The 12,228-nt window shown below is 67.0% G+C and carries 10 protein-coding genes; 4 read left to right on the top strand and 6 right to left on the bottom strand.

The annotated features are described in order from the left end of the window. Window positions 1-103 precede the first annotated feature (103 nt). The 3 genes from CIW53_RS03150 to CIW53_RS03140 all read left to right on the top strand — a co-directional run bounded on the left by CIW53_RS03150 (window position 104) and on the right by CIW53_RS03140 (window position 2,588). Window positions 104-457 carry a cupin domain-containing protein gene (locus CIW53_RS03150; RefSeq protein ID WP_242451748.1) on the top strand — a complete coding sequence of 118 codons (354 nt, stop codon included), beginning with the start codon at window positions 104-106 and terminating at the stop codon, window positions 455-457. Between the two features lie 79 nt (window positions 458-536). After that, window positions 537-839 carry an antibiotic biosynthesis monooxygenase gene (locus CIW53_RS03145; protein ID WP_197736608.1) on the top strand — a complete coding sequence of 101 codons (303 nt, stop codon included), beginning with the start codon at window positions 537-539 and terminating at the stop codon, window positions 837-839. Window positions 840-992: 153 nt separating this feature from the next. Then, window positions 993-2,588, top strand: a complete 1,596-nt coding sequence (locus tag CIW53_RS03140) for an MFS transporter (RefSeq protein WP_149363229.1) — start codon at window positions 993-995, stop codon at window positions 2,586-2,588. Between the two features lie 9 nt (window positions 2,589-2,597). Here CIW53_RS03140 and CIW53_RS03135 read toward each other — a convergent pair whose 3' ends face one another. Both CIW53_RS03135 and CIW53_RS03130 read right to left on the bottom strand, forming a co-directional pair. Further along, window positions 2,598-4,079 (bottom strand): glycine betaine ABC transporter substrate-binding protein, encoded by a 1,482-nt coding sequence (locus CIW53_RS03135; RefSeq protein ID WP_149363228.1) that lies wholly within the window; start codon window positions 4,077-4,079, stop codon window positions 2,598-2,600. Next, window positions 4,076-4,807 (bottom strand): ATP-binding cassette domain-containing protein, encoded by a 732-nt coding sequence (locus CIW53_RS03130; protein WP_149363432.1) that lies wholly within the window; start codon window positions 4,805-4,807, stop codon window positions 4,076-4,078. The genes CIW53_RS03135 and CIW53_RS03130 overlap by 4 nt, the downstream gene beginning before the upstream one ends. Window positions 4,808-5,058: 251 nt before the next feature. Here CIW53_RS03130 and CIW53_RS03125 point away from each other — a divergent pair, with 251 nt between their 5' ends. After that, on the top strand, window positions 5,059-6,297 hold the full coding sequence (locus CIW53_RS03125) for a patatin-like phospholipase family protein (protein WP_149363227.1): 1,239 nt from the start codon (window positions 5,059-5,061) through the stop codon (window positions 6,295-6,297). A 64-nt stretch (window positions 6,298-6,361) separates the two neighbouring features. Here the strand turns inward: CIW53_RS03125 and CIW53_RS03120 are convergent, their stop codons facing one another. The 4 genes from CIW53_RS03120 to recQ all read right to left on the bottom strand — a co-directional run bounded on the left by CIW53_RS03120 (window position 6,362) and on the right by recQ (window position 12,141). After that, the gene (locus tag CIW53_RS03120; protein WP_149363226.1) at window positions 6,362-7,156 is read right to left on the bottom strand and encodes an SDR family oxidoreductase; all 795 of its coding nucleotides are present in this window, start codon (window positions 7,154-7,156) and stop codon (window positions 6,362-6,364) included. Window positions 7,157-7,206: 50 nt separating this feature from the next. Further along, window positions 7,207-8,226, bottom strand: a complete 1,020-nt coding sequence (locus CIW53_RS03115; RefSeq protein ID WP_149363225.1) for a LacI family DNA-binding transcriptional regulator — start codon at window positions 8,224-8,226, stop codon at window positions 7,207-7,209. A gap of 174 nt (window positions 8,227-8,400) precedes the next feature. Further along, window positions 8,401-9,825, bottom strand: a complete 1,425-nt coding sequence (locus tag CIW53_RS03110; protein ID WP_149363224.1) for a sugar porter family MFS transporter — start codon at window positions 9,823-9,825, stop codon at window positions 8,401-8,403. 504 nt (window positions 9,826-10,329) lie between these two features. Further along, window positions 10,330-12,141: a DNA helicase RecQ gene (gene recQ, locus CIW53_RS03105; RefSeq protein ID WP_149363223.1), complete on the bottom strand. Its 1,812-nt coding sequence runs from the start codon at window positions 12,139-12,141 to the stop codon at window positions 10,330-10,332. Window positions 12,142-12,228: the final 87 nt, after the last annotated feature.

Raw genomic sequence — 12,228 nt, 5'->3', positions numbered from 1 at the left:
CACTTGTGTTTGTTCACGCGCGTGCCTTGTTGCGAGCTGGCCCGCGAACTGGAGCACCCACATGACATCGCAATTCCCTTCCGCACAGGAGTATTCAGCGCAGATGGCACGCCATCCCGCTTTGGCGGTCATCGACATTCGCGCGGAACAAGCCGAAGTCACCGAGTCTTACCGCAACCAGGTGCTGGTCGACGTCAACTCCGACTGCATGCGGCTGGCGGTGTTCGAGGGCGAGTATCGCTGGCATCAGCATCCGGATTCCGACGAGCTGTTTCTGGTGGTGGCGGGCACGCTGCAAATCGATCTCGCGGGCGGCAACTGTATCGAGCTCACCGAATGGCAAAGCGTCGTCATCCCGGCGGGTACGGTGCATCGGACGCGAGCCATCGGTCGCACGGTCAACCTCACCTGCGAAAGAAAAGGCGCACAGACGGTGTTTGTCGAAGCCGTCACCTGACATTTCGGTCAAGGCGGATCGCGGCGCCGCCGCTTGACGCCGGCGTTCAGTGGCATGGGAGGGTTCAATGATTTGTCGCATGTGGCATGGGGTCACCGCACGTTCGAAGGCCGATGCGTATGAGGCCTTCCTGGAGCAACGGGCCGTTCCGGATTACCGTTCCGTCCCCGGCAACCTGAGCGTTGCCGTGCTGCGACGCGACGAGTCCGAGCTCACGCACTTCATGACCGTTACGCGTTGGGACTCGGAGGAGAGCATCCGCGCCTTTGCGGGCGATGAGCTCCTCAAAGCCAAATACTATCCTGAGGATCGGGACTTCCTTCTGGAGTTCGAGCCCCAGGTGCAGCATTTCGTTGTCACGGCGTTTGCGGAAGCCGGCTGACGCTCCGCAGGGATGTCTCGTCAGCTTCTTGCAGGCATCGCTTCAAACGCGATGGGCGGACGGGATTCCGGGCGAAGAGCATCGCGACTGAAGTCGCTCCTACAAGTGGGTGTGGGTGGCTAAGCCTGGATGCGTTCCACTATTGCGATCGCCATGAGCCATATCGGAAAACCACCTTGCGATTCCGCCGTCATCCTGAGTGGCAAGGCGGGGACAACGTGCCCGGCTTCGTCGCGGCACTGGACGCTGGTGGCGGCGATCATCGGTTCCGGCCTGGCGTTCGTCGACGGCACCGTGGTCAACGTGGCGCTGCCAGCCCTCCAGCGGGATCTGAATGCCAGCACCGCCGATGCGCAGTGGGTGATGGAGTCGTATGCGCTGTTCCTCGCCTCGCTGTTGCTGGTGGGTGGCGCGCTCGGCGATCGCTTCGGTCGCCGACGCATGTTCATGCTGGGCGTGGCGCTGTTTACGCTGGCCTCGATCGGCTGCGCGCTTTCCGGCAACGTGAATCAACTGATCGCTACGCGCGCACTGCAGGGTATCGGCGCCGCGCTGCTGGTGCCGGGCAGCCTCGCGCTGATCAGCGCCACCTACCCGCAGGCCGAACGCGGCGCGGCGATCGGCACGTGGTCGGCGTTCAGCGGTATCACCGCGGCGGTCGGGCCGGTGATCGGCGGCTTTCTGATTGAACACTATTCGTGGCGCTGGGCGTTTCTGCTGAACGTGCCGGTCGGCGCGGTATTGCTGGTGGTCTGCGCGATGAAGGTGCCCGAAAGCATGGGCGCGTCGCGACGCCAGCCAGTGGACGTGGTTGGCGCGATGCTGGTTACGCTGGGACTGGCCGGCGTGGTGTTCGCGCTGATCGAGGCGCCGGCGCGCGGCTGGACGGCCGCGCCGATCCTGCTGGCTGCCACGATCGGTGTGCTGGCGCTGGTGGTGTTCGTGCGGGTCGAGGCGCGCGGCAACGCGCCGATGCTGCCGCTGGCACTGTTTCGCCAGCGCGATTTCGCCGGCGCGAACCTGCTGACCCTGCTGCTGTACGCGGCGCTCGGCGGCGCGCTGTTCTTCCTGCCGCTCAACCTGATCCAGGTGCAGGGTTACGGCGCCACCGCGGCCGGCGCGGCGCTGCTGCCGTTCATCGCGATCATGTTCCTGCTGTCGCGCTGGGCGGGCCGCCTGGTCGACGTGTTCGGTTCGAAGCTGCCGCTGATGGTCGGTCCGGCCATCGCGGCGTGCGGGTTCGCGCTGTTCACCCTGCCGTCGACCGGCGCGGCCTACTGGACCGGATTTTTTCCGGCGATCTGCGTGCTCGGCCTGGGCATGAGCATCACCGTGGCGCCGCTGACCACCACCGTGATGAACGCAGTGGGCGCGGAGCTCGCCGGCACCGCGTCGGGGGTGAACAACGCGGTGTCGCGCGCGGCCGGTTTGCTGGCGATCGCGGCGTTCGGCCTCGTGCTGACGGCGGCGTTCGACGCCAGCCTCGACGAAGCGCTCGCACAGCTGTCGCCGCCGGCCGGCGTCGCCTCGGCCGTAGTGGAGCAACGCGCCAAGCTGGCCGGCATCGTGATTCCCCACGATGCGCCGGCGGCCGCGGCGGCGGCCTTGCGGCAAGCGATCGGCAACGCGTTCGTGGCCGGTTTCCGTTGGGTGATGTGGCTGTCCGCCGGCCTCGCCCTGCTCAGCGCGCTGTGCGCATGGCTGCTGCTCGACGGCAAGTTTCAACGCACCGCGGACGCCACGGATTGACGCCGGGTATCACAGCCGCGCCTCGATGCGCAGGCCGCGCGGCGTGAGCCAGCGTTCGATACCTTCGAACACGCCCTGCACCAGCAGCGCCAGCAACGCGGCGGGCACGGCGCCTTCCAGGATCAAGCCGATGTCGTCGAGGCGGATGCCGGTGAGGATCGGCTGGCCGTAACCACCTGCGCCGATCAAGGCGGCCAGCGTGGCGGTACCGACGTTGATCACCGCCGCGATCTTGACGCCGGCCAGGATCGAGCGCATCGCCATCGGCAGCTCCACTTCGCGCAGCCGCACGCCGGGCGGAAGACCGAGCGCGGCGGCGGATTCGCGCAGCTCCGGCGCGATGCCGACCAGGCCGGCGTAAGTGTTGCGCACGATCGGCAGCAGGCTGTAGAAGAACAGCGCCGCCACCGCCGGCCACGTGCCGATGCCGAACAGCGGAATCATGAACACAAACATCGCCAGCGACGGCACCGTCTGCAGGATGCCGGTGAGCCCGAGCACCACCTGGCCGAGCCGCTGCAGCCGCGCCGCGAGAATGCCCAGCGGGATCGCCAGCACGATGGCCAGCCCCAGCGAGAGCACCACCAGCTTCACGTGTTCCACGCTGCGCTGGAGCAGGCGCGACCAGAAACCGACGCCATCGGCGTCCGCGCGCACGCCGAGAAAGTCGGCCGCCACCACGCCATCCTTGATGCCCTGCAGTTTCACCCGCGCATTCATGCGGCGCATCGCGTCTTCGTCGATGCGGCCGGCCAGCTGGCGCAGGGCCGTCACGACGGCCGGTGCGCTATGTTCCAGCGACAACCGGTACAGGTACACCGCTTCGTAGCGCGGGAAATAATGCCGGTCGTCCTCCAGCGTGCGCAGGTGATAGTACGGAATCTCCGCGTCGGTGCTGTACAGGTCGATCGCATCGACGGCGCCGCTGGCGACGGCGCGATACGACAAGGTGTGATCCAGGCCGCGCACCTGCGTCTGTGGCAGCCCGTAGCGCTGCCGCAGGCCCGGCCAGCCGTCCGCGCGATCCATGAACTCGTTGGAGAAGCCGAAGCGCAGCCCGGGCTGCGCCAGCAGGTCGGAGATGCGGCGGATATGCAGCTGGGCCGCGCGATCGGCGCGCATGCCGATCGCGTAGGTGTTGTTGAAGCCGAGCGAGTCGGTGATGCCGATGCCGAGCGGCTTGAGTTTCGCGCGCAAGGTGGCGATGTCGGCGTCCGGCGCCACGCCCTTCAGCAGCTCGTGGGTGATCGTGCCGGTGTATTCGGCATAGACGTCGATATCGCCGTGCTGCAGCGCGCTCCACAGGATGCTGGTACCGCCCAGCTCGCGCTCATGCACCGCATCGACCCCAACGTCGCGCGCGCTGATCCTTGCCACTTCGCCCAGGATCACCGACTCGGTGAACTGCTTGGAGCCGATGCGTACCGGCTCCGCCTGCAGCCATGCCGGCAACAGGAGCAGCACGCCACAAACAAGCAGCAGCCGCTTCATGGCGAGCGCTCCGGCAGCCGGCGCTGCGCCTGCACGAAATGGGTGACGAAGGCGGACGCCGGGCGGTCGCGCAGATCCTCGAAGCGCCCGTCCTGCACCACCGCGCCGCCGCGCACCAGCACCAGCCGGTCGGCGAACCAGACGGCCTCGGCGAGGTCGTGGGTGACCACGATCACCGTCTTGCCGAGTTGATCGAAGATGATCTTGAGCTCGTCCTGCAATTCGTGCCGCACGATCGGATCGAGCGCGCCCAGCGGCTCGTCCAGCAGCAAGGCATCGGGATCGAGCATCAGCCCGCGCATCAAGGCGACGCGCTGGCGCTGGCCGCCGGAGAGTTCGGCGGGATAACGCTCCAGCACCGCCGGCGACAGATGCGTCAGCGCCGCCAGCTCCTGCGCGCGCTGGCGGATCCGCTGCGCGTTCCAGCCGAGGTGACGCGGCAACAGTGCCAGGTTGCCCAGCGCCGTGAGGTGCGGGAACAGTCCGCCGTCCTGGGTCAGGTAGCCGACGCGTCGACGCAGCGCCAGCACGGCGCTCCGCTCGAGCACTTGGCCATCGACCCGGACGCAGCCCTGGTCGGGCCACTCCAGTCCCAGCAGCAGGCGCAGCACGGTGGACTTGCCCGAACCGCTGCTGCCGATCAGCGCGGTGGTGCTGCCCGCGGCGAACGCCAGGCTGATGTCGTCCAGCGCCAGCACGCTGCCATAGCGCTTGCTGACGTGTTCCATCGCGAAGGCCGCGCGCGATGTCGCGCCGGTATCCGGCAAGCAGTCTCGATCGGGCAAGGGCATGGCCCGGACTCTAGCGCATGCCGGCGAGCACCCAAAATCGCGCGGCCATGTCGTCCCGGCGCGGAGTCGGCGCCCATGCCGACGGATGAAGCCAGCGGCAGCCGGACGAAGGTGTTTGAAGCGGCCTTTCGTCGCGTCGCATACTGCAGCGGGAGGCCTCACTACTCGTCGCCCTCGGGAGCAACACGATGCGAAGCAAGCCGATTCTGCTGGTACTCGGAATGCTGGCGCTGGCCGGTTGCCAGACCGCGCCACGTCGCCCGGCACCGCCCGACCTGATCAGTGCAGCGACGCCCGTCGGCTTTCCGCCCAGCGTGCGGCTGGTCACCACCGACCTGCGCACGTTCACCGCGCTGGCGCCGGACTTCTTCAGCGGCATTCGCGCCGCGGCGACCGACGGCTCGGTCGACATCCTGGCACTGTCCGGCGGCGGCTCGGGCGGTGCCTACGGCGCCGGGGCGCTCGTCGGGATGAGTCGCGCGCATACGCGCCCGCAATTCGAGATGGTGACCGGCGTGAGCGCCGGTGCGCTGCTGGCGCCGTTCGCGTTTCTCGGGCCGGCGTGGGATGCGCGCATGCAGCAAGCCTTCACCGGCGAGCGCAGCGCACGACTGTTGCGTTCGCCTACCCGCAGCATCCTGTCCCGGCTGCTGTCGCCGCGTGGCCTGCCGCACCACAATGCGCTGTTCCAGCTGGTCGATCACTTCGTGACGCCGCAGATGATCGACGCCGTGGCACGCGAGGCCGACAAGGGCCGCCGGCTGGTCGTGGCGACCACCGACCTGGACAAGCATGAGACCGTGCTGTGGGACCTCGGCGAGATTGCACAGCACGGCGGCGGCACGGCACGCAGGCTGTTTCGCGACGTGCTGGTCGCGTCGGCCAGCGTGCCGGGCGTGTTTGCGCCGGTGCTGATCCCTGTGCGCGACGGCGACCACGAGTACGACGAGATGCACGTGGACGGCAGCGTCACCACCTCGGTGTTCAGCATGCCGCTGATCGTCGGCGTCCAGTCGACCGAACTGCCGCTGCTGCGCGGCGCGCACCTGTACATGATCGTCAACGGCCAGCTCGCCCGCACGCCACGGACCACGCGCTTCAACACCATCGACATCCTGTCGAACGCCTTCGCTGCCGAGCTGACCTACAAGACCCGCGGAGCGATCGTGGACAACATCGCCGCGGCGAAACGGTTGGGCATGACATTCAACCTCACCGAGATCCCTGTGGATTATCCGCAAGCCAGCTTCATCGACTTCGATCAGCAGCACATGCAGACGCTGTTCGACTACGCCGCCGATTGCGCGGCAAAAGGATTGGTCTGGATGACCCCGGCGCAATCGGTACGGCGCAACATGGGGGCGCATCGCGCGGTCGCACCGGATCGCCCCGCATGCCCCGCCGCAGTTGCGGAATCAACGCACTGAGATTAAGCAAGGTCCGACGACGGTGAAACTACTGACTCCATCAGCTCGGGAAGCAGGCGGACGATCAGACCACCGAGCGCACCACTCCGCCGTCCACGCGCATCGCCGCACCGGTCGTCGCGGATGCCTGTTCCGAGGCGAGATACACGGCAAGGCTGGCCACCTCGTCGACCGTGGCCAGCCGCCTGATCAGTGAGGACGGCCGATGCGTGGCGATGAAATCGCGCTCGACTTGTTCCAGTGGCACACCCTGCTCCACCGCGATCTTGCCGAAGAAATCGCCGACGCCCTCCGAGCGGGTCGGCCCCGGCAGGATCGCGTTGACGGTGACGCCGGTACCAGCCAACGTCTCAGCCAGCCCGCGCGATACCGCCAGCTGGGCGGTTTTGGTCACGCCGTAATGAACCATCTCGGGGGGAATCTGCACCGCTGACTCGCTGGACACGAACTGCACGCGACCCCAGCCACGCTGCACCATGCCCTGCGCGTAATGGCGAGCCAGCCGTACGCCGCCCATCACATTGACCTCGAAGAACCGCAGCCAATCCTCGTCGGGAATGTCGAAGAACGGCTTCGGCTCGAAGATGCCCAGATTGTTGACCAGGATGTCGGTCCGCGGTACCGCCGCGATCAACTGCTGCGCACCTTCGCGCGTGCCGAGATCGCCAGCCACCCCGCTTAAGCGCGCGCCGTCGACTTTGCTTGCGATGCCGGCAATCGCCTCGTCGACACGTGACTGGGTACGACCGGTGACCACGACGTGCGCCCCGGCAGCGGCGAGGCCGCGCGCTATTGCCAGGCCGATGCCTGCGGTAGAGCCGGTAACGATCGCATGGCGCTTGCTGAGATCGATATGCATGGAAACTCTCCGGACGGGAATGGCGGCGTACGGCCAACGGCCGCGACTTTTCAGCGCAGACTCGACCGCCGCACCATCAGCTTTACCGGCAACACTTCGCTGTCGATCGACTCGCCCCGGATCAGCCCGAGCAGGCTGTTGACCAGGACTTCACCAGCCTGCTTGGTGTCCTGCAGCACGGTGGTCAGCGGCGGGTTGACGAAGCTGGCGGTGGCGATGTCGTCGAAGCCGGCCAGTGCCACATCCTGCGGTACGCGCAGGCCGTGGTCGCTGAGCGCACGCATGGCACCGATCGCGATCAGGTCGCTGGCGGCGAACACGGCATCGAAACCGACTTCGCGAGCGATCAGGCTGCGCATCGCCTCGTAACCGGAGTGTTCCGTGCTCTCGGCGTTTTCCTGCAGCGCGGGGTCGACTTCCACGCCGGCTTGCTGCAGGGCGTCGACGTAGCCGCGATAGCGCCCGAAGAATTCCGGGTAGTGGCTGGAGGCGTCGCCGAGGAAGGCGATCCGCCGGCAGCCGCGCTCCAGCAGGTGTTCGGCCACGGCGTGGCCGCCGCGGAAGTTGTCGCAGCCGATCGAGACGCCGGGCTGGTCGGGCAGCACCGCGCCCCAGCGCACGAAACAGGTGCCCTGGGCCACCAGTTTTTCGAGCTTGTCGCGGTAAGCCAGGTAATCGCCGTAACCGAGCAGGATCAGGCCGTCGGCCTTCTTGCTGTCGGCGAAATCGGCGTGCCAGTCGTGCGAGAACTGCTGGAACGAGATCAGCAGGTCGTAGCCCTGCAGCGCGCAGGCGCGGGTGATCGAGCCGAGCATCGACAGGAAGAACGGATTGATGTGCGACTCGTCGGCGGTGGGGTCCTCGAAGAACAGCAGCGCCAGCGTGCCGGTGTGCATCCGGCGCAGGTTGGAGGCGTTCTTGTCGACCTTGTAGTTGAGCTGTTCGGCGGCGGCCTGGATGCGCCGCCGGGTTTCCTCATTGACAAGCGGGCTGCCGCGCAACGCCCGCGACACCGTGGCTTGGGAGACCCCGGCCAGATGGGCAATGTCGATCGATGTGGCTTTTGCCATTCGTCGGTTGATCCGCAGTCCGTTCGCCGGACGACGCCGCGCCGCCGGTCATCCCGAATCCTAACCGCTTTGCGCGGCGCGCGGCGTAAACCGCCCGCCGCTGCTCGATGCAGCGGCAATCGACAGCCACCGCGACGCTGGCCGCGCCGGCGGAAAAGGAGTGCTCCATCGTCCTCATGCGTGCATGTCCTCCAGTTCGATGCCCTTGGTCTCGCGCACGCCGAACAGCACGAACAGCAGCGAAATCAGCGCGAACGCCGCGTACAGGCCGTAGGCGAAGGTCAGGCCCAGTTCGGCCAGCGCCGGGAAGGTGCTGGTGATCGCGAAATTCGCCAGCCATTGCGCGGCGGCGGCCACCGCCAGCGCGGTGGCGCGGATCCGGTTCGGGAACATCTCGCCCAGCAACACCCACACCACCGGCCCCCAGCTCACGCCGAAGAACACCACGTAGGCATTCGCCGCGACCAGCGCGACCATGCCGGTGACGCCGGGAAGGCTCAGCGTGTCTCCGCTGCCGGTGGCCTGCGAGAAACACCACGCCATCATCGCCAGCGTGATCGCCATGCCGGCCGAGCCGACCACCAGCAAGGGCTTGCGCCCGATGCGGTCGACCAGCGCGATCGCCACCAGCGTCACCAGCACGTTGACGACCGAAGTGACCACGGTGATGGTGAACGAATCGGCTTCGCTGAAGCCGACCGAATGCCACAAGGTGGACGAGTAGTAGAAGATCACGTTGATGCCCACGAACTGCTGGAACACCGACAGCAGGATGCCGATCCACACCACCGGCAGCAGGCCGACGGCCTTGCCGCGCAGGTCGCTCAGGCGCGGCTTGTGTTCCGAGCGCAGGCTGTCCTCGATGTCGCGCAACTTGCTGTCCAGCGCCGCTTCGCTGTGCATGTTCAGCACCTCACGCAGCACCACGCGCGCCTCGTCGATGCGGCCCTTGGCGACCAGGTGTCGCGGCGATTCCGGCACGCCCAGCACCAGGGTGCCGTAGATCAGCGCCGGCACTGTCGCGACCAGGAACATCCAGCGCCATGCGGCCAGGCCGAACCACAACGGTGCCGATGCGCCGCCGGCCGTACCGGCCAGCCAGGCGTCGCTGAGCAGCGCGGCGAAGATGCCGAGCACGATCGCCAGTTGCTGCATCGAGCCAAGCCGGCCACGGATATGCGCGGGCGACACTTCGGCGATGTAGGTGGGCGCGATCACCGAGGCCACGCCCACGCCGATGCCGCCGACCAGTCGCCACAGGATCAGGTCCCAAACCCCGGTCACCAGCCCCGAGCCCAGCGCACTGGCGACCAGCAGCACCGCCGCGACCTGCATCGTGCGCACGCGGCCGAAGCGGTTCGCCAGCATGCCGGCATACCACGCGCCCAGCGCCGAGCCGAGCAGTGCGCAGGACACCGCGAAGCCGGTCTGCGCCGCATCCAGCGTGAAGCCGCCGCGGATCGCGTCGACCGCGCCGTTGATCACTGCCGTGTCGAAGCCGAACAGGAATCCGCCCAGCGCCGCCGCCGCCGAGATCAACACCACCCGCGCAGTAGCGCGCTGGCCCAGCCCATCGCCTGTCGTGTCCATCGTGCTCATCGCGTCTCCCCAACGTCATGGCATCAAATGCGCCCGAGTCTGCACCGCAGCCCTTGCCGTGTCCGGCTGAATACGTATGCAGACGCGAACGTACATTACCCGCACCCGCGCCGGGACTGCATGTCGGGTGCTCATGTCGGCAGCCACTATGACAGCGCTGTCATCATTCGCCAAGCTCGCCTTCGAAATGCGCTCGCAGCGGCCCGACGATGCGAAACCGCGCCAGGACGCCGAAGCTTGCGTAACAGCCATCTGGATGGTCGGAATAAACCCATGCCGCCGCGTCGACGTGAAATGCACCCTGCCCCGAGTCGTCATTCCGGCGAAGGCCGGAGTCGCACTTTCGTGGCGTCACCTGATGCTGACCCATGAAAGTGCGACGACTTGCTTCGCTGCTGAAATGCGATTCCGGCCTTCGCCGGAATGACGAGCAAAACAATCGGTTGTTCGAACCTCCCCCGGAAGACGGCTGGAGGTTTGTGAACAGATGCCACCGCGCGCCGGCTATTCCGCGGCGTTGATCACCGCCAGGAAATCGCTGCCGTAGCGCTTGAGCTTGGCTTCGCCGACGCCGCTGATGGTGGCCAGCTCGTCCTCGTTGGCCGGCATCGCGCGCAGCATCGCCAGCAAGGTGGCATCGTGGAACACCACGTACGGAGGCACGCCCTGCTGCTTCGCCAGCTGCGTGCGCAACGCACGCAGCTCGTCCCACATCGTCTGTTCGTAGGCCTCGATGCCGAGACTGCCGCCGGTGACGAGTTTGCTGTCACGGCGGCGACGGCTGGCGCGTTCGGGGCGGGCATCCTCGCGCAGCTTCACCGACTTGCCGCCGCTGAGCACGGCGCGGCTGGCGCTGGTGAGGCGCAAGGTGCCGTAGCCTTCGGCGTCCGCTTCCAGCAAACCGGCGGCGAGCAGTTGGCGGAACACCGAGCGCCATTGTTTCTCGTCCATCTCGGCACCGATGCCGAACGTGCTGAGTTGATGATGATGCAGGCTCAGCACGCGCTCGGTTTCCTCGCCGCGCAGCACGTCGATCACGTGGCCGGAGCCGAAGCGCTGGCCGGTGCGGTACACCGCCGACAAGGCCTTCTGCGCCGGCACGGTGGCATCCCAGGTCTTTGGCGGCGCGACGCAGTTGTCGCAATGGCCGCAGGGGCCGGGATAGGTTTCGCCGAACGCGCCCAGCAACAGCTGGCGGCGGCAGTCGGTGGCCTCGGCGTAGGCCAGCAGCGATTCCAGCTTCTGCCGTTCCACGCGCTTGCGTTCGTCGGCCGATTCGGACTGGGCGATCATCTGGCTCATGGTGACCACGTCGGACAGGCCGTAGATCATCCACGCCTCGGCCGGCAGGCCGTCGCGGCCGGCGCGGCCGGTTTCCTGGTAATAACCCTCGATGCTGCGCGGCAGGTCCAGGTGCGCCACGAAGCGAACGTCGGGCTTGTCGATGCCCATGCCGAAGGCGACGGTGGCGACCATCACCACGCCGTCCTCGCGCAGGAAACGTTTCTGGTTCTTCGCGCGGGTCGCCGCATCGAGTCCGGCGTGGTACGGCAACGCCTCGATGCCGGCTTCGGCCAGCCATGCGGCGGTGTCGTCCACCTTGCGCCGGCTCAGGCAATAGACGATGCCGGATTCGCCCTGGTGGCCCTGCAGGAATTCGCCGAGCTGGCGCTTCGCGTTGTGGCGCAGGCCGACCCGGTAACCGATGTTCGGTCGATCGAAACTGGACACGAACTGGCGTGCATCGCGCAATGACAACCGTTCGACGATCTCCTCGCGCGTGCGCGGATCGGCGGTGGCGGTGAGCGCGATCCGCGGCACCTGCGGAAAACGCTGGTGCAGGATCGCCAGCTCGCGGTATTCGGGGCGAAAATCGTGGCCCCATTGCGACACGCAGTGCGCCTCGTCGATCGCGAACAGCGCCACTTCGGTACGTTCGAGCTGGTCGAGGAAGCGCGAGGTGAGCAATCGCTCCGGCGCCACGTAAATCAGGTTCAGCTCGCCGGCCAGCAACTGCCGTTCGACTTCGCGCTGTTCCTCGGCGCCAAGGCTGGAATTGAGGTAGGCAGCGGCCACTCCCGCTTCGCGCAATGCATCGACCTGATCCTGCATCAGCGCGATCAACGGCGACACCACGATGCCGGTGCCCTGCCGCAGCAGCGCGGGAATCTGGTAGCACAACGACTTGCCGCCGCCGGTCGGCATCAGCACCAGCGCGTCGCCACCTTCGCTCAGATGTTCGACCACGGCCTGTTGCTGACCGCGGAAACTGGGATAACCGAAAACGCTTTGGAGCAGGTCGAGTGAAGTGGGCATCCGGGGAATGCTAGCAAATGGAGGGATCTGCTTCGCGAGATCAGTGTGCGCCGGACGCCCGAATGCATGTCGGCTGTGGACGATAGT

Source organism: Rhodanobacter sp. T12-5 (assembly GCF_008329435.1).
In the GTDB taxonomy this organism is placed as follows: Bacteria; Pseudomonadota; Gammaproteobacteria; order Xanthomonadales; family Rhodanobacteraceae; genus Rhodanobacter.
This window is presented reverse-complemented; position numbering and strand designations above follow the sequence as displayed.